General features: G+C 50.4%; 13 protein-coding genes. 10 read left to right on the top strand and 3 right to left on the bottom strand.

Annotation, left to right across the window (positions count from 1 at the left end):
* Positions 1-7 precede the first annotated feature (7 nt).
* The gene (locus AB1656_08710; protein MEW6235451.1) at positions 8-889 is read right to left on the bottom strand and encodes a hypothetical protein; all 882 of its coding nucleotides are present in this window, start codon (positions 887-889) and stop codon (positions 8-10) included.
* A gap of 706 nt (positions 890-1595) precedes the next feature.
* Here AB1656_08710 and AB1656_08705 point away from each other — a divergent pair.
* From AB1656_08705 to AB1656_08670, 8 genes are all read left to right on the top strand, one after another.
* The gene (locus tag AB1656_08705; protein MEW6235450.1) at positions 1596-2315 is read left to right on the top strand and encodes a hypothetical protein; all 720 of its coding nucleotides are present in this window, start codon (positions 1596-1598) and stop codon (positions 2313-2315) included.
* Between the two features lie 15 nt (positions 2316-2330).
* Positions 2331-4439, top strand: a complete 2109-nt coding sequence (locus AB1656_08700) for a methyltransferase domain-containing protein (GenBank protein ID MEW6235449.1) — start codon at positions 2331-2333, stop codon at positions 4437-4439.
* Positions 4440-4450: 11 nt separating this feature from the next.
* A complete protein-coding gene (locus AB1656_08695; GenBank protein ID MEW6235448.1) occupies positions 4451-5500 on the top strand; it encodes a methyltransferase domain-containing protein in 1050 nt (349 codons plus the stop codon).
* Positions 5501-5846: 346 nt separating this feature from the next.
* Positions 5847-7571 (top strand): CDC27 family protein, encoded by a 1725-nt coding sequence (locus AB1656_08690; protein MEW6235447.1) that lies wholly within the window; start codon positions 5847-5849, stop codon positions 7569-7571.
* Positions 7572-7574: 3 nt separating this feature from the next.
* A complete protein-coding gene (locus tag AB1656_08685; GenBank protein MEW6235446.1) occupies positions 7575-8669 on the top strand; it encodes a GNAT family N-acetyltransferase in 1095 nt (364 codons plus the stop codon).
* Positions 8670-8803: 134 nt separating this feature from the next.
* Positions 8804-9328: a DapH/DapD/GlmU-related protein gene (locus AB1656_08680; GenBank protein ID MEW6235445.1), complete on the top strand. Its 525-nt coding sequence runs from the start codon at positions 8804-8806 to the stop codon at positions 9326-9328.
* Positions 9329-9889: 561 nt separating this feature from the next.
* Entirely contained in the window at positions 9890-10438 is a 549-nt protein-coding gene (locus AB1656_08675; protein MEW6235444.1) for a hypothetical protein, read from the top strand.
* 25 nt (positions 10439-10463) lie between these two features.
* Complete coding sequence (locus tag AB1656_08670) at positions 10464-11252, top strand: hypothetical protein (GenBank protein ID MEW6235443.1); 789 nt, start codon at positions 10464-10466, stop codon at positions 11250-11252.
* Positions 11253-11317: 65 nt separating this feature from the next.
* Here AB1656_08670 and AB1656_08665 read toward each other — a convergent pair whose 3' ends face one another.
* A complete protein-coding gene (locus AB1656_08665; protein ID MEW6235442.1) occupies positions 11318-12760 on the bottom strand; it encodes a radical SAM protein in 1443 nt (480 codons plus the stop codon).
* 208 nt (positions 12761-12968) lie between these two features.
* Between AB1656_08665 and AB1656_08660 the strand changes: the two genes are divergently transcribed.
* A complete protein-coding gene (locus tag AB1656_08660; protein MEW6235441.1) occupies positions 12969-13982 on the top strand; it encodes an ABC transporter ATP-binding protein in 1014 nt (337 codons plus the stop codon).
* A gap of 245 nt (positions 13983-14227) precedes the next feature.
* Here AB1656_08660 and AB1656_08655 read toward each other — a convergent pair whose 3' ends face one another.
* Complete coding sequence (locus tag AB1656_08655) at positions 14228-14692, bottom strand: peroxiredoxin (protein ID MEW6235440.1); 465 nt, start codon at positions 14690-14692, stop codon at positions 14228-14230.
* 155 nt (positions 14693-14847) lie between these two features.
* On the opposite strand from AB1656_08655, the gene AB1656_08650 reads away from it, so the two are divergent.
* The gene (locus AB1656_08650; GenBank protein MEW6235439.1) at positions 14848-17823 is read left to right on the top strand and encodes a glycosyltransferase family 39 protein; all 2976 of its coding nucleotides are present in this window, start codon (positions 14848-14850) and stop codon (positions 17821-17823) included.
* The last annotated feature ends 245 nt before the right edge of the window (positions 17824-18068 follow it).

The raw sequence follows: 18068 nt of genomic DNA, 5'->3' as shown, positions 1-18068 counted from the left end.
GGGCAATCTATACGCGGGAGTCAATATGGAATTCGTGCGCAGCGCGGATAAATCCTTCGAGGCGGGCGTGAAGATCGCCGCCGAGCTGGGCTATGAGTACATCGAACCGATGGTGCATAACGGGCGCCGTCTCTTCCAGCGGCATCCCCGCTTCGTCCGCCAGGTAAGTCTTCACGGGAAGCAGCTTGTGCAGTTCTTTCCCATCGCGTTCGAAATGAAGCGGCTGATCCAATGGTAGTTTCTCCCCATACACATCCGCCGCTTCGCCGTTTTGCTTGGCCTGAGTAGTAATCTGCACGGAAGGAATATCAAACCGGGCGGTAAGATACTCGTCCGAGGGCAAAATGCCTAATTTCACTTGTTCGCGCAGCTGCCGCATAAACGCGCTCTTCAACCGAACGTCCACTTTCAGAATATCGTGGATATAGCGCACTGTCACGTCCACGTTGGGCAGGACTTCAGACCAACGCACGCTATCACCCACGACGCTGATATTCTCCCAGTTTAGTTTGCCTAAATCCAGCGGCTTGTAGTTCACGCCTCGGCTTACGCCTAGTCCGGCGAAGAGGTAGGTAAAGATGTCGCCCTCGTGGCGCGCTTGGAAGGTCCCATCGGCGCGAACAAAGAGCTGCCAAATTCCCGCTGTGACTTCGTAATCCCACTCGCCGCTTTTTGACGCGGTGAGGTTGGTGTTGACCAACTCCAGCGCCCCATCCGCAAGTTTGTAATACTTTGGATAAGCGAGAAACGTCATCGCGTCCACCCCCGTCTGTTCCGAGTATTCGGAAACCGGCGCCGGATACGACTCCTGCGTCTGCGGTTGAGACTGCGCCAACGGCGCCGCCAGCAATGCGCAGACTGCGAGCATAATGATACTTGCAGTACGCATAAGCATCCTCCTTTGGTGAAATATGTGGTTGTGGAATGACCCAACGCATTCGCTAGAAAAGAGTAAAGCGCAAAAACAACCAATTGTCAACGGAAAATTGAAAATAATCAAAAAAAAATTAATAATGAGAAATGTAACAATAATTATAGGAAAAACCTTAGCGGATGATTCATGGATGCGCTACACCCATTATGATTATTTCTATTGACATGCGAGAATAGAATCATAACTATGGAAAAAAGTAAGAGTGAGAAGCCATATGCGCTATAAAAACAAAGATTATCAATTGAGCCTCTTGCAAAACTCCATTATTCCTCCCCCAAGCTTGGGGGAGGTTAGGAGGGGGTGTGCTTTAAGTCTAACCAAATCAACCCTCCTCTAACTCCCCCCAAGATTGAGGGGAGAATTTAAAAGCGGATTTTACTCATTTTGCAAGAGCCTCAATTACCAAGAATTTTAGTATGGTTTTTTTAGCGATCATCTCAAAACAGATTGGCTATTGAACGAAAGGAGTATACGCATCCGGTTTCTTCTTCAGCCTTAATAACGGCGTCTTATAAAAAATATGATAATAAATTCGAAGGCTTCATGAATCGTTTGGACAAATTCCCCACTGTCCATTACAATGGAAATAAAGAGAAAAGATATCGGACGCCATGCGCGTCTATGAGATCGATCGCAAAAATTGGATAGGCTTGGATAGGCTATGTATTTTTTAACGTTCGATGTGGATTGGGCTCCGGAATACGTTCTGGATTATGTTTTGAACATCTTAGATGAGAGAGAACTGCGCGGCGTTTTCTTTTCCACTCATCCCTCCCCTCGGCTGCGGGAAGCCTCTTCCCGCCATGAAATTGCCATTCATCCCAATTTCCATCCCAGTTCGACGCAAGGCGATTCGGCGATGGAGATCGTGCGGCGCCTTATGGAAGAGCATCACGGCGCGGCGGGGGTGCGCTCGCATGGATTGTATTGGCATGGGGGATTAGTTGCGCTCTACAAGTCGTTTGGGCTGCAATACGACTCCAGCCTGCTTCTACCCTATGTCCCTCATTTGCAGCCGTTTCGCCATAATGGACTTTTACGTCTGCCCATTTGGTGGAACGACGGGCTTCATGCGGCGGAAGGACGGGCGTATGACATCCGCGTTCTCGATTTGGAGTCGCCGGGTCTTAAAATATTCGAGTTCCATCCCATTCACATTTTTCTGAATTCGAGCGGGAGGGGAGAATGGGAACGCTTAAAGAGCGCGCTCGAACAGGGAACGCTTTTGCAAGAGGCGCCGGAAAATTGGCTCCAGACTTACGTCAATCCTCGAGAAGGGATTGGCGATTTTTTCGAACGATTATGCGACTGGCTGGTTCAACGGGGAAAGAGTAAACTCACCTTGTCGGACTGGGTAAAAAATCATGAAACCGCAGCGTGAGGCAGGTGGTCTTGCATGAATAAACCGATATTATCCCCTCCTCCAAGTCATATTCACTCGGAGCGGGAATTCACTTTTGGATACGCCGCGCAAAAATGGACGAAATACCAGAACAGCGTACGCGGCTGGTCGGGCATGGGCATGAAAGGTCCGGTTCTGGACGTGGGAGCGGGAAACGGCCTTTTAACGGAATGCTGCCTTCGGAATGGAATCGATTGCGTCGGCCTGGAGGGGTCGTTGGCGGGAACCTTGCAAGCGCGGCGAAGGAATCCCGATCTGAAAATGATCTGTTCCATCGTCAGTCCGGGACGGCCGCTGCCTTTTCGAGACGGCTCGTTTCAATCCATCATATTCAATCAATGCTTATCGCAATTTTCTTGGGAAACCATCCGATACGCTTTCGCCGAGTCGAACCGCCTTTTGCCTAAAAACGGATTGGTCATCATAACAACCTCGTCGAAGTATTTTGACGAGGCCTATCGCCCTCCGCATAATATTACCTTTTTTTCCCTCAACGATATTCCCGGCATGTTGAAGGATTTGGGATTTACGGTGCGCGTCAGCGGCGGGCGTGATTCGAACCAATTGCCCACCGGCATCGTCGTTTATGCCTGGAAATTGAAGGATTTTGCTCCATTGCCCGTCGAACATGGGCCGAAAGAGGAATGGAGCCGCTGCCTGTTGGAGGCTTTTCCGGCGTGGATCCAACAAGCTTTCGAACGATTCGATTACGAGGCCTGGGAAGAGCTTTGCCGCTATATCATGGAGGAAAGGTATTATGCTCCAGCGGTGTTGGAGTACGGCAAATCCCTTTGCCAATGGGGGGATTTCGATCGCGCCCGGAAGATTCTCAAACCATTGCTGGAGGATAAGATTCTAGAACGGGACGCATCGTATTGGTATGCGCAAGCGTGCTACAGCCAGCGCGATTATTTGCAAGGCGGATTGGCGTTGGCGACGGCGGCCGATCGCAATCCATCGGATGTGGAACTGCGCCTGTTTCAGGGAAATTGCTATTACTATTCTTACCAATATCAAAAAGCGCTGGCCATATTCTCCTCCATTCCACCCGATAAAGACGATCCCGCCATCGTTCCCGGCCTGATTTCCAAAACCAAGGAACAACTCGCCAAGCAGATCGCTTCCACTCCTTCGGGAAGACGCAAAATTCTTCTAATCGCCGCCCGCGATTCGGATTTGCAATTCAATTGGCTGAGAAAAGGGTTGGAACGTTGCGGAGGACAGAACGTAAAAACCGTCCTGGAAAGCCGCAGCGCCTACGATCTGCCTTACGATTATTATTATTCGACGGAAGACGAAGCGCAGAGAGAAGCCCTCGTTTCCGCGTTTCAGAAGACGGAGTTTTTTCACTTTTTGGATCTTCCCCCCGCCCTGCCTTGGATCGATTGGCGCCATTGGTTGAAACCCTCCAATTGCTTGATTCAATATACTCCGGCGGTTTTGCAGGCGCGATTCAACGATATCAAGCGTTTTCACGATCAAACCCACATCTGCGGCGTCGTCGATCCCTCTTGTCCGGGACCGCTGCCTTCGCCCCTTTTTCGCCATTTCGGAGGATGGATGACCGGCTGCGCGGATCGGGAGACTTTTCTATCCAATATGAGCGAGAAAATCGTTATCGGGCATATTACGAATTCGGACGAAACCCGCTTGCGCGGAACCTACGTCTTTCGTGAAATTTGCCGCGAATTGCAGGAGGATGGAATCATCGATTCCTGGATCATCAACATCGGAGAAAGTTTTGAAAGCAACCGGGAATTATTGACTCAATGCAACATCTATTTCTCCTCTTTCGATCCCGGCGCAAGCGAATATTGGGCGCTGGAAGCCATGACGATGGGAAGCATCTCTTTCGGCGGACGAACGAGGCTGACGCATCTCGGCGCGATGAGCTGCCCTATCATCCCCACCACTGTAGAAACGTTCGCCGATCAAGTGCATCGCATGGCGAAGGATTCGGAATGGAGGCGTTCCCATCACGAGACGGCTCGGCAATGGGTGAAAGAATCTTGTCACCTCAAAAAGACCGCCAGCCAATGGTTGGCTCTTTACGAATACTGCATGATGGGCGACCGGCCTTATGAACCGCTTCTATTCGATTAGCGGGAAAAACCATGAAGAGAGAATTGCTGGAATTGCTCGCCGATCCCATCTCCCGCGCTCCTCTGCGGCTGAGCAACGCGGAAATGGTGGGGGACGAAATCGTCAGCGGGGTATTGGACGACGGCGCAGGACATACCTATCCCATTACTAACGGCATTCCGCGCCTCGCGGCGACGAATGACGAAAATCAATTGCAGACCTCACAGAGTTTCGGCTACAAATGGGGACGGCGGGAGACATACGAGTCGGCATCTTTCAACGAATTCCGCATTCATTGGTTTTTGCAGCGCTGCGGCTTTCGCGACGAGGCGGAGATGCTTTCCTATTTTTCCCAGCCGCAATCGATTTTGGACGCCGGCTGCGGCAGTGGAACATCTTCTTCCCTATGGCTGAGGCCAGAGAATCGGACGCGGTGGTACGGCCTGGAAATTTCCGGCTGCATCGACGTAGCCAAAGAGCGATTAACCAATATTCCTAACGCGCATTTCGTCCAAGGCGATATGATGAAACCGCCCTTCCGAGAACGATCGTTCGAAATGATCTACGCGCTGGGGACGCTTCATCATACGCCCTCGACGGAAGCCGCTCTTCAATCGCTTATCCAATTTTTGAAGCCGGGCGGCCAATTTCTTTTTTACGTTTACCGCAAGAAATCGCCTATACGTGAATTCACCGACGATTACGTGCGGGAGATCGTATCCGGCTTGCCGCCGCCTGAAGCCTGGGAGCGATTGAAGCCGCTGACGAAATTGGGAGAGACGCTGGCGAAACTCAAGGCGGAAATCGCCGTCGAGGAAGATATACCCGATTTGGGTATTCGCGCAGGGAAATACGACGTTCAGCGATTTATCTATTGGCATTTCGCCAAGTTGTTTTGGAACGAGAATCTCTCCTTCGACGAGAACCATCATGTCAACTTCGATTGGTATCATCCTCGCTACGCCCATCGGCATACGGAAGAAGAAATCCGCCGCTGGTGCGCGGAGGCCGGTCTCGCCATCCAACATTTCCGCGCCGAGGAGAGTGGTTTTACCGTAAGGGGAATTTTGGAAAGAGAATAAATCGATTACTCATATTATGCTCGATAAAAAGCGGAAGAGGTCTATTCCTCGCGTCGTATTGAATCACGAAGACGCGAAATGAAAAAGGAAAACACGAAAAAAGAAAAAAAACGGTTGACGCAAGGAATCGCCCTGTGCGAAAGATTTTTCCGTGAAATCTAAAAGAATCCGCGATATTCGTGATTCAAAAATTTCGTGGAATTCGAGCTATTTCGAGTTTTCGTGATTCAAAAACGCGACAAATAATGAAGTCGCCGCGCCTCTCATTAACGGCCGGGCGGCAAGGGCAAAGTTTATTGCCTTTGATAAATCGCGATAGAGAACCACATAAGCGGAAAGGCGTCCGATGAAGATTTTGCATGGACCGACGGAAGTAGCTTCGCTGATGAGAACGCACGCCGAGGCGCAGCGACTTTTCGGCCATGAAGCTATTACCGCCGAGGTCGTCGTCGGTCCGCAAAAGGACGGTGATATCCGTCTCTTCAACCGCAATCCCGGCAAGGGCGTAAAGCGGGAAGAGAACCGCAATAAACTGCTGCAACAATTCGTCAACGAGCATCTCTTCGCCTACGACGTTTATCATTTCTATTACAACACGACTTTTTTCGCCGATCATGCCGATCTGGAAATGCTGCGGCGGGCGGGCAAGGTCATCGTTATGCAACTGTGCGGCGGCGACAGCCAAAACCGCGAGCCGGGATGCAGCCTCTTCGACCATTTCCGCCGCGTCTATCACGGCAAACAGCCCGTTATGCCGCCGATGATGACGCCGTCGCAGCATCAGCGCATGGCGTTCATCGATCGTTACGTCCATGCCTTCATCACGGGATCAGGCCGCATCGATCACGTTCCCCGATTGGCGCTCATGCCGCGCACGAACCGCAGCTGGGTCAATCCGGTGGACATCAAGCAATGGAAAGAGAAAATCCAGTCCGTCGATCTCAGCAATAAAGATCCCAATAAGGTTTACATTCTTCATGCGCCCACTCTTTGGCAGACGAAAGGCTCCGATTTCATTCTGCCGGTTTTGGATCGCTTGCAGCAGCGGGGCTATCCCGTGGAATCGATCCTCATTCAAGGCGTCCTTCCTTCCAAAGTTCATGAATATTACGCCAAGGCGGATATCGTGGTGGAGCAGATACTTTCCGGTTGGTACTCCACGTTCGCCTGCGAAATGATGGCGGCGGGCAAGCCGGTGGTCTGCCGCATCGATCCCTATTTGCAATCGCATTTGGGATTGAATCCACCGCTGGTTCACGCCGATCCTTACACATTATTTGACGTACTGGTTTCCTTAATCGAGAATCCAGAGCGAAGAAAACGCATTGGCGAGCAGGAACAGGAATTCGCCGAGGAATATCACGATCACATTAAAATCGGCAAAGACCTGCTCGACGTTTACGATCTATTGCTCCACGACCGGCCTATCGTTCAAATCCCCAATCCCGCCTTTTATACGGATAACAAAGAGCAAAACATTCAACCGTTCTGGCCGACGCCGCTGCCGGAACATCCCACGTATGAAGAAATGATTCTAAAGCGGCGGGTGAACGATTTCGACAAGAATCTGGCACTAGCTCGCTTCTACGAGTCGATGGATAACATGCGGCAAGCCGTCCCATTTCTGGAAAAATGCGTCGAACTGCAGCCCGATTATTTCGAGGGGATTCGCAAGTTGGCCTTATACCATCTCAACGGCTTCCGCTATTGGAAAGCGAAGCCTTGGCTGCGCCGCTGCCTGGAACTGCGCCAGGAATCGCTTCCGTCCTTGCTGAACCTGGCGCAGCAGCGCGTTAAGGAAGAACGCTATCACGATGCGCTGACGATCTTGGAAATCCTCGCGGAATGCAATCCGTCCAATCTGCAATATCGATTCCTGACGGGGCAGATTTATCATAACATCGACGAATACGAACGGGCGGAAGCGGCGTATGAGGAGATTCTGCAAATCGACGCGGCGAACCTGCAAACATTGACTCAATTAAGAATTCTATATCTGCATCAAGGCAAAACGGCGAAGGCGGAAGATATCTTTCAACGGATGCAAACCGCCAAAGAAACGAAAGCCTAGGGCATGACGATTCGAATCGATCTCTTAACGCCGGATGGGGAATCCGAGTACGAGGAATTGGCGCGATCCTTGGATAGCGTCTTATTCTACGCATCCCTGCCTTATCGCCGCTTCCTGCAAACGCTGCTGCCCCAAAGCCGCGCCGCCTATCTGACGGCTTGGGAAGCGGGGCGGATGATCGGCGCCCTGCCTGCTTTTCTGTCGCCTCCATCGCCGTCAGGAATTGTATTGAATTCGCTTCCCTTTTACGGCAGCAACGGCGGCGTTCTAGTTTCGCCGCGCTATCCCGATGCGAAAGCCACCGTTCTCGAACTGCTGCGCGCCTTCGACGAGTTGGCGCTGCAGGAAAAAACAGCGGCGTCTACGCTGATCTCCAATCCCCTCGATCCCTTGCGCGGCCTTTATCGCGAGGAATATTTTTGCGACGCCATCGACGAGCGCATCGGCCAGATTACGCCGCTGCCCAGAAATATCGCCGGAGAAGAAGAACGGGAGCAGGCGGTTATGGAGCAAGTTCACCAAAAAACGCGCAACTGCATCCGCAAAGCCATGAAAAGCGGCCTTTCCATCCGGCATAGCGGCGAGCTGGCGGCGATGGAAAATCTATATCGGCTGCATAAAACCAACATGGAAGCCATCGGCGGATTGGCTAAGCCGTGGGAGGCGTTCGCCGCGATCCGCGAGGCGTTCGCTTACGATCAGGACTATCGAATTTACATCGCAGAGAAGGATGGAGAGACCATCGCGTCGCTGCTCGTTTTTTTTTACAACCGCACAGCGGAGTACTATACGCCCGCCAGCTCGGCGGAACATCGCGTCCTGCAGCCGATGAGTTTATTGATTTTCGAAGCCATGCTGGAAGCCATGCGGCGCGGGCTGCATCATTGGAATTGGGGCGGAACCTGGTTGACGCAGGATGGAGTCTATCATTTCAAAAAACGCTGGGGGACGGAGGATATTCCATATTATTATTACGTCCGGATTTACGACGAATCGTTGAGACGCCTATCCAAAGAAACGCTGCTGCGCGAATTTCCCTATTTTTACGTAATGCCCTTCAGGATGCTTATGCCAAGTTCCAATAATAATGCGATTTAAAAATTCCCTCGCCCTTTGGGAGAGGGCTAGGGTGAGGGAGTATTAGCTTAATACTATCAACCCTCACCTAACCTCTCCCAATCTTGGGAGAGGAATTTTTAAAACAACAATCTCAAGGCAGGTTGGTATTAACCATGAAACGCCATGAACTGATCTCGTCCATAATGTTCGATTACGAAGAATACAGCCGCGAGCAAATCGTCGAGCTATGCCAGCCGCTGCCGAGAAAATTGCTGCGCTGGCTGGGCATCCATCATCCCGACAACCGGACGCGCAAGATTTTTTACGAAATGACGAACGTGGAAATCGGCGAGGGGACGGTCATCAATCAGAATTTCATCGTTTCGGACAATTACGAACCGCTGCTCAAGATCGGTGAGCGCGTCGCCATCGCGCCCAACGTTACGGTGATCTGCGTCTCGGAGCCGAACAACTCGCTGCTCAAAGAATACGCCAGCGTTCAAAGTAAACTAATCCGCTCGGAACCCGTCATCATCGAAGACGACGTCTGGATCGGCGCGCATGTTACGCTGCTGCCGGGAATCCACATCGGAGAAAAATCGATCGTCGGCGCGGGATCGGTGGTCAATAAAAACATCCCGCCGAAAAGCATCGCGGCGGGCGTTCCCGCGAAAGTGTTGCGGCGAGTTGAGGAGTGATATAAAAAAGGGCGGAAAAATAACCTTTTCCTTGCCATCCCCCTATAACTCCTCTATTATACTTTTAAAGAAATATCGATGAATACACGACGCGCTCCTTTCTACGATTCATAAATTAAAAATCAAGAGATAGAAATAAGAAGATAAAGAAAAGCGAATATTGAAAAAATATCAAAAAGTTTAATAAATGATATTGACTTCTCGAAAATCGCATTTATTATATGCTTTCAAAGGCGGCAATTTTGATTGCAATTTATCATAATAAGCCAATTTAATAAATAATCCTATTCTATTTAAAAGAGGTCATCAATGAAAAAATCGATCCCTATAATTAATTCAAATTTCATTTCATTAACTCTTTTATTTTTTGTTTTAACGGTAATAGCGTAGCAATTATATAATATTTCTATCGAAATTAAAAGCGCCACATCGATTCCTGCCGCCTCCAATATTCTATCCAATACGACGGACGATCCTCACATCCCTTTCGTTCGAGATCTTTTCACCGATATCAACAATAATACATCGCCTCCCGTTCCCGCCGTATTGGGAGTGGGTTATATGGAAGATAGCGAATGCTATCCTTATAGTTTTTATCTAAATAGCCCATGCATTTGGGTACAGATTCATACAAAAGATTTGAACAATGTTATCCCTTCTTCTGATCTTTCTATACATCGAGAAGTCGTATCAAGATCAATTAAATCCTGGTTTGATGATGGGACGGTCTTCTATGATCCTGGTTATACAAATTATGAACCATTTGTATGGGAAAATGACGATGATGCGCCCTTTTTTTATGGTATTGAAAATGGTGAATCCATAAATCTTGATCCACCAAGGATAAAAGCGATTGCTTTTTGTTTACCAATCAACGTTAATGGTATCGATAAATATATAACAAGGGTTAAAAGAAGGGTGAATTTTTGTATTAATATTTACCGAAATAGTACAGGCGAACTTCTAAAGACATATGGTTATAAACTACAAATTGAAGCGCGAATGAATCCATCAAGTTGGATTGAACATGTCAGCTCATATATTCAAGCCAACGCTGCATGGAATGAACAAGAATTGAATATTGCTAATTGGCAATATAAATACACATAAATAACATATAATCAGGAGAATTACGATGAAAAAATTATATTTCATTAACCTATTCCTTTTTCTTGCTGCGTCAATTTTTTTGAAAATATCCTTTGCGGATGAAAAGGCTTATCAAGAGATGTTATCGCAAGCTAAGGAAGTAAAACCTTTTATCCGTGAGAAATATATCGAGGAACAAACCGCTTATTATAAAGAAGAAATCAATAAACGTTTGGGTGGCGCGCTGGATGAATCGGGGAAAAATAAACTGATTTCGGATTTACTGGAGCCTCAACTTGAAAATCATAAACTAATTAAATATCAAACCAATTGGTATAACTTAAATTTTAAAAAATTATTGAATGTTGCGTCCATCTGTTACGCTGCTGCCGATATACAATGCGTAACTCCAATTTATATATTAGCGGATCGCTTTGATTTTTCATCCTTGGGTTCTTCACTTATTACTGGCGATGGATTATTTAATAGAAAAACAACAATAAGAGATTTTCCCGTCATGTATTTGGCGATTCAATGCAGCGAAAAAGCTATCCCCGCTTTGGAGCACATTATTTATAATAAGGAATTAGGTCTCGATTTGCGCCTAGAGGCTATTGCGACGTTGCGACGAATTGACGAGAAGAAGGGAGTTAGCGCAGCCATGGTTGTGGAAGATGATTTTACCGGACTGATGCGCGATATTTTGACCGAGTTTTTAAAAGATCCTTCTCCAGATGTGGAGCCGTGGGCAGTCGTTTTGCGATATGATCGCCAGATGAGAGAAAGAGTGGAAAAGCATGTCCGCCGCCAAGCGGGAGATGCAAAAGCGAAATAAAGAGTGTCGGCTATAAGCGAAGCTTATTAAGATAAGAAAATGGCCGCTTTTTTTGAATATCGCCATCACACCGCCGCGCGTTTCTTCTTTTCCAGTTCCTTGTCGGTTTCGGCGTGGGAATAGCGGGTTACGTGGAGGCGATGCAGCGATTCGCCCTCTTGTTGCAAGCAATTCTCCCAACTCTCGATATTCTTTTTCTGCGCGAAGACGTTTTTGACTTGTTCAATCCACTCTTCGCCCTTCATCTTGATTCTCTCGTTGGGAGAAATTTGGGAAGCCATATAGAAATCCTTGAAAGCCTCGCCTGGTTCGCCGCGCAGGTAATGCAGGTAGCCGCTAAGCAAATGCTCCTCTCCCGTTGCGCATACGTCGATCAGGGTTTTATGGGGCGATTCGCCGTCCCATTCGGGCGCAAACTTATTGGCGCTCATGGTCAGCGTTCCCGCCGAGTTGAGTTTTTGGCTGAAGAGCCAGGAGCAGGTCCCGCAGTGGATTTCCTTGGCTTTCATCTCGTCGAAGCGTTTTTCGATGAACATCCGGCGAAATTCCCGATAAGGCGGGCTGTTCCAAATTTCCGTAATGGTGGAATGATTAACGTCGCCGAGGTAATACAATTCCTTCGGTTCGACGAAGCAGTAATCGACTTTTCCGTCCCATAGAATCGTGAAGGACATCCACGGCAGCACGCAGACGGGGAATTGTTCGCGGGGCAATTTGTCGAAAATATTCAAATGGCCTTCTTCGCCGAATCCCTGGAAATTGTAGGTATAATGAATCCCCGCGGAAAAAGCGGGAAAGCGCTCGCGGAAAAATTGGAACACTTCCTCGTCCGAAAAGGCCTGGTTCGTCTGTTGGCCGACGTAATCGAAAAAGACGCGCGGCTTGCGGAAAGATTTTTGATAGGTTTCATAAAAGCGGCTGGCATTATTGAGAACCAAGTCGTAATCCTTCTTGCCGTGCGCGGTATTGTAAGTCTCCCGGTCGATGCCGAAGAAGGAGATGGAGAAGAAATCGAGGTAGTTGAGAATAGACTCCACGATTTCGGGATCGTCCAGCCGCGTTCCATTGGTGTGCATGGCGACCTCGATCTCCGGCCTTTGCGTTTTGATATATTTCATCATCCGGGGCAGATCGGGATTGAGGGTGGACTCGCCGGTTTTTTGCAGATAGACGCGGGCGACGCCATCGGGGATCATATCGACGCAGCGCTGGAACATTTCGTAGGACATCAGCCCCATCTGCTTTTCCCCGTTTTCGTTGCGTCCGCGCCGCATCGTATCCTTCCAGGCGCAGACTTTACATTTATGGTTGCATGCGTTAGTTATGGTGATGTACATCAAGGCGGGCGGCGCGGCGACGGTTATTTCCCGATTCGCCCAAGCATACATATTGCTTTGACGGCAAAGCGTTTCCAGACGATCAAGATTGGATGTCGGCGCAGACGCCGCCGAAGCATCGAAAACCGTGATTGTACGGATAGGAGCGGCGGTTATTCCTTTATCCATCATAACGTCCATCATAGACAAGATTGGCAATCGTATAAAGATGGTTTTATTATCGGCGGCGGGGTGATTTTATCAAGTAAAAACTTTATATATTAATAAAGAAAAGATTTGTAAAATTCCGTTGTAATTAAGCCGATAAATCAAAAAATGCAGCGCATCCTATTCTTTCCCAAACCCTGGAAAACCGGTTGCTCCGCTTTATGATGGGAGTATGGACGCGAACAGCCAATCATTCTTGTTGGATATACAAAATCTTCATACTTATCTCTTCTCGCCGGAAGGGGTAGGGAAAGCGGTGGACAGCGTTTGCTTACAAGTGCGGCGGGGAGAGACGCTGGGTTTGGTGGGCGAATCGGGTTGCGGCAAGAGCATGACCTCGCTTTCGATTCTGCGCCTGATTCCATCGCCGCCGGGGCGGATTGTTGCGGGACAAATCCTGTTCAAGGGACGCGATTTGCTGAAGTTGCCGGAGCGCGAGTTGCGCAAAATCCGGGGCGAGCAAATCTCTATGATCTTTCAGGAGCCGATGACGGCGCTCAATCCCGTCTTTTCCGTGGGCGAACAAATTGCGGAAACGTTTCGCATTCACCGGCGCATGAGCCGGCGCGAGGCGTTCGAGGCGGCGGTGGAGATGATGGAAAAAGCGCGCATCCCCGCCGCCCGCCAGCGCGCCCGCGAGTTTCCCCATCAATTGTCCGGCGGCATGAGGCAGCGCATCATGATCGCCATGGCCCTGGCCTGCGACCCCGATCTGCTCATCGCCGACGAGCCGACTACGGCGCTGGACGTTACCGTGCAGGCGCAAATTCTGGCGTTAATGGAGGACTTAAAGCAACGAACCGGCGCATCGGTTCTCTTAATCACGCACGATCTGGGCGTCATCGCCGAGACGGCGGATCGAGTAGCCGTTATGTACGCCGGGCGCATCGTGGAAGAGGCGCCCGTAGAACAAATTTTCACCGATCCGCTGCATCCCTACACGCGGGGACTGCTGCGATCAATGCCCCGCATGACGGACGGCGCCCAGCAACGGCTGAACGCTATTCCCGGCAGCGTACCCAGTCCCGCCCATTTTCCGGAAGGCTGCCGTTTCCATCCCCGCTGCGAACATCGATTCGCGCCATGCGGCCAAGGCGATTGCGGCGCCCTCTCCCTGCCGGACGGACGCCGCGTTCGATGTTATTTGTACGATGAAAAATACCGAGCCTCATCCGCTATTGCATGAAGACGAGATTAACTGTCTTCGCGCCGGTCGAGTCTACGCGGCGCCTTGGATATGATTACTTCGCAACTTATACCAACCTGCATTGAGATTGTAGTTTTAAAAATTCCTCTCCCAAGATGGGGAGAGGCAAGGTAATGGTTGATATTATTAGACTTATATTTCCATCACCCTAACCCTCTCCCAAAGGGCGAGGGAATTGATAAGCAAGTAACCTAACGCAGACTGGTATTACGCCCAACCTGCATTCACCCTGTCAACGCTTCAAGAACCTGTTCGATATGCCCGTCTACTTTTACTTTACGGAAGATTTTCTTAATCTTGCCTTCTTTCCCTATAACAAATGTGCTTCGTTCGACGCCCATTACCTTTTTTCCATACATATTTTTTTCTCGGATGACGTCATAGAGTTTGCAGACTTCCTCCTTCTCGTCGCTGAGAAGAAGGAAAGGCAGGCCGAATTTGGCGATGAATTTATCATGCGACGCCAGCCTGTCGCAGCTGACGCCGAGAACTACGGCGTCCGCAGATTCGAACTGTGAGATATTATCGCGAAAAAAGCAGGCTTCCTTCGTACATCCCGAAGTATTGTCTTTGGGATAGAAATAAAGAACCACCTGTTTTTTACCCTTATAATCCTTGAGCGAAACCGATCCTCCGCCGCTGGAGGGCAGCGTAAAGGCTGGAGCCGTTTTTCCTTCCTCCAAAATCATTTTCCCACCTCCAAACGAAACGGCGATTGACGTATGATTCCCGCCGTTGGCTATACGAAATCGCAGGATTCATTCCGCGCCAAGCATTGACGGACTAAGCCGAGTCGCGTCTAATAAAAAAAATATCCGACAGGCGAATCATACAGGCGTATAATATGAAATTCCATCGTTCTTTCTTTGCCGCCATTGTTATTTTATTGTATTCATTTATTCTTCAAGGCTGCTTCCTTCCCAAAATGACGAAGCCGCTCTTTTCCACGCAGAACGAGATGCTCGTCTTCGGCCTGGATGGAACCTTGCTGCGCAAATCGCCCGCCCTGCGCGGAACGCCGAGGGCGATAGCATGGCTTCCGAACGGAAAAGCCATCCTGGCGCTCGACGGCGCAGGATTGGCCCGCTTCAATCCGGAGACGGGAGAGATCGAAGAATATATCGGCGGCCCCCCCTACCTGAGCGCTCTGCAGATCGTGGCCGGGAAAACCGTCATGGGTTTGCAACCGGCCTACTTGACCGTCTGGTATTACGACAATGCCCTGAAATGGCTGGACGACAAGGGGAGCATGATCGGTTCGATTCCCATTCCCCAAGGCTGCCTCGACGCCGATCTTCTCGACAATGGCAATATTCTCCTGACCGAAGGCCGCAGCAACCGTCTGCGCGAAATCCAGCCCGATGGCGCAACGGTATGGCAAAGCCAGGTCTCTCTGCTCAATCCATACGACTCTATCCCCACCCCTTGGAACACGATTCTCGTTTCGGATTTCGATCACCATCGCGTCATCGAAATCAACCGCAACCACCAAATTCTCTACGCCCAGGACGGCTTCAACCATCCGCGCCGTTTGGCGCTGCTTCCCGACCGCAAAATCTTCGCCGCCGACTCCGATCAACGCCGAATCATGCAGATGCAGCAGCAAACCGGCGCTTCAATTTTCGCGGAAAGACTGAACCGCCCCAACTGCATCGCCGTGGACGAAGCGCGCCGTCTCGTCGTCGTCGGCGTGGAGTCGTTTTTTCCTCCCTCTCCCGAAGATCAAGCCATGAGCGCCAGCGACGCCAAATGGAAAAGCTGGCTCATCTGGTGGATCAGTTCGATTCTCGTTACGGCGCTTTTCCTTTTGTATTATGTCCTAGGCGAATCGCTGAGGACGGCAAAAAGACGATTGGCGCAATGGGCGGAGCAATTTCTCGATCGTTTTGGCCAACTTTTACTGGCCGCAGGCGTACTGTTGGGAATTCTGGCGGCGGCTTTATGGTCCATAGCCTATATTTGGAGCGGCGTCGCCGTAATGTCTCTCGGCGCCGTCTTGGCGATTCTTTCCAGGTTGAAGCCGGATTGGTGGTTCCCCGCGATGCCTGCTGAGGAGGAAGAGGAGAGCGGCGAGGAGATGGTAGAAGAAACGCCGCCAAGCGCTATTCGCTTCCCCCTCTTGCTTCTAATTGGATTGCTCGCCAGCTGGTTTGCGGTGATTTGGAGTTATACGTGGATCAACGATTGGTTCCCAGTGATCTTATGGTTCTTTGGCCCATTGGCGTGCGTTTACGCTTTCCGCAAACGGGCGCGTTCCCAGTTTCGTCCTGCTGATATGGCCTGGTTGGCGCTGATCTTTCTTGTCGCCGTTTTTTTTCGCCTCTACAAATTGGATGAAATTCCAAGAGGTTTATGGCTGGATGAAACTTATGCCGTTTGGGACGCCCTGACGGCGATGGAAAACGGAACTTTGGCCCCCTTCCAGACCATGCCGCTGGTTCGAGCCAATGAATTCGAAGTGCCGAATCTTTATTTGCTGTTCATCGCCGTAACGATCAAGGTTTTCGGCGTATCATTTTATTATGTGAAATCGCTCTCCATCCTTCCCGGCCTGGGAATCGTGTTGGCCGTCTATTGCCTGGGGCGATGGTCGTTTGGGCCGTGGGCGGGCCGTCTCGGCGCGATGTGCATCGCCATGAATTCATGGATGGTCATCTTCAGCCGCTGGGGCTGGATGCAACAACTCTACGTTTTTCTGGCGATCTTCGCGCTGGCCTATACGCTGCGGGCGATTCGCTGGAAATGTCCTCGCAGCGCGGCGCTGGCCGGTTTGTTTCTCGGCTATGGATTCTTTACCTACGTTCCAATCCTGCTCACGGCGGCGACTCTCGCCGCCATCTATGCTATTGTTCTACTCGAACCGGAACGCAAGCAATATTTCAAGCAAGCGCTGATCTCGGCGTTTATTTGCGCCATCGTCTTCGCTCCACTCTGGATTTATTACTACGAACATCCCGGCATCTTCCTCACCCGCGCCCAAGGAGTGGGCATAACCAAAGACCTGGTGCAAGCGGGATCGTTGAAGCCGCTGAAGGAAAATCTCTGGCTCTACGCCAAAGCCTTCCACCGCCAGGGAGATTTCATTCCACGCCATAATCTACCCTACGCGCCGCTGCTCGATCCCCTAACCGGCGGCCTGGCGGGGATTGGAATGCTGCTTCTCTTGCGGCGATTTTACGGCTTCGCGGAACGAGCGATGCTCATTACTTTCGCTTTGGGAATGCTGGGCGGCGTCCTCAGCGCCCGCCTCGAAGCGCCCAACACCTTCCGCATCGGCATGGCGGGACCGATTATTTGTCTCATCGCCGCTTTGCCCCTGGCTTCTCTTTGCGCCGTGCGGGATCGGAAAAAAGACGAACGATCTCCCCAGCGCTGGACATTAATCTTCGTCGCGGCGTTGGGAATCATCGCGATGGAGTTCAATTACGAACGCTATTTCAAAAAATTCCCCTGCCAGGAAACCTGGATCGGCAGCATGGGGCAGGTGCAGGATTTGATCTATCGCCGACTCTCCCCAAAAGACCTCGGCCCGGAACGCTTATTCGTTTATCATGGCTTCGCCACCCGGACATTCAAACTATACATGTACTTTTTGGATGTGGAGAAAAACGGAAAAGACGCCAAATTCTCGACGACGCTCTATACCATGATGGATTTGAAAACCTACGTTCCGCCCTTAGCGCCGGGTGAGAATATCTTAATCATGCCCCCGGATTACGAAGCCCTAATGAAAGAAAAAATCCCCGGCATTCAGGTGGAGATATTGAAGAATCCCTACGGCGTCGCCGAAGTTGCTTTGGGGAGAAGCAAAAAACATTGAAAAGTGGACAGAAAAACGGTGGGCTACGCTTCGCTTTGAGCCCACCCTACACAACTGCGACTCTGTCATTTCGAGCGATAGCGAGAAATCCTTCCACACGCGGGTTGAAGATTTCTCGGTTGCTGCGCTCCCTCGAAATGACATGCAGCGATGCTGGACGCAGGGGGAAAAACGGAGATTCGCCCTCCCGCAATTCACCTTCGAACAAGATGGGAGGGCGAGGCTCCCGTCGAGCCATGACCTTT

The sequence above is a fragment of the Candidatus Omnitrophota bacterium genome, assembly GCA_040755155.1.
Lineage (GTDB): Bacteria > Hinthialibacterota > Hinthialibacteria > Hinthialibacterales > Hinthialibacteraceae > JBFMBP01.
The sequence above is the reverse complement of the archived record's forward strand: the minus strand, read 5'-3'. Positions and strand labels throughout refer to the sequence as shown.

Bases quoted from the DNA above. Each gene is read 5' to 3' on its own strand.
- AB1656_08710 (MEW6235451.1), bottom strand. From the start codon at position 889: ATGCGTACTGCAAGTATCATTATGCTCGCAGTCTGCGCATTGCTGGCG.
- AB1656_08705 (MEW6235450.1), top strand. From the start codon at position 1,596: ATGTATTTTTTAACGTTCGATGTGGATTGGGCTCCGGAATACGTTCTG.
- AB1656_08700 (MEW6235449.1), top strand. From the start codon at position 2,331: ATGAATAAACCGATATTATCCCCTCCTCCAAGTCATATTCACTCGGAG.
- AB1656_08695 (MEW6235448.1), top strand. From the start codon at position 4,451: ATGAAGAGAGAATTGCTGGAATTGCTCGCCGATCCCATCTCCCGCGCT.
- AB1656_08690 (MEW6235447.1), top strand. From the start codon at position 5,847: ATGAAGATTTTGCATGGACCGACGGAAGTAGCTTCGCTGATGAGAACG.
- AB1656_08685 (MEW6235446.1), top strand. From the start codon at position 7,575: ATGACGATTCGAATCGATCTCTTAACGCCGGATGGGGAATCCGAGTAC.
- AB1656_08680 (MEW6235445.1), top strand. From the start codon at position 8,804: ATGAAACGCCATGAACTGATCTCGTCCATAATGTTCGATTACGAAGAA.
- AB1656_08675 (MEW6235444.1), top strand. From the start codon at position 9,890: ATGGAAGATAGCGAATGCTATCCTTATAGTTTTTATCTAAATAGCCCA.
- AB1656_08670 (MEW6235443.1), top strand. From the start codon at position 10,464: ATGAAAAAATTATATTTCATTAACCTATTCCTTTTTCTTGCTGCGTCA.
- AB1656_08665 (MEW6235442.1), bottom strand. From the start codon at position 12,760: ATGATGGATAAAGGAATAACCGCCGCTCCTATCCGTACAATCACGGTT.
- AB1656_08660 (MEW6235441.1), top strand. From the start codon at position 12,969: ATGGACGCGAACAGCCAATCATTCTTGTTGGATATACAAAATCTTCAT.
- AB1656_08655 (MEW6235440.1), bottom strand. From the start codon at position 14,692: ATGATTTTGGAGGAAGGAAAAACGGCTCCAGCCTTTACGCTGCCCTCC.
- AB1656_08650 (MEW6235439.1), top strand. From the start codon at position 14,848: ATGAAATTCCATCGTTCTTTCTTTGCCGCCATTGTTATTTTATTGTAT.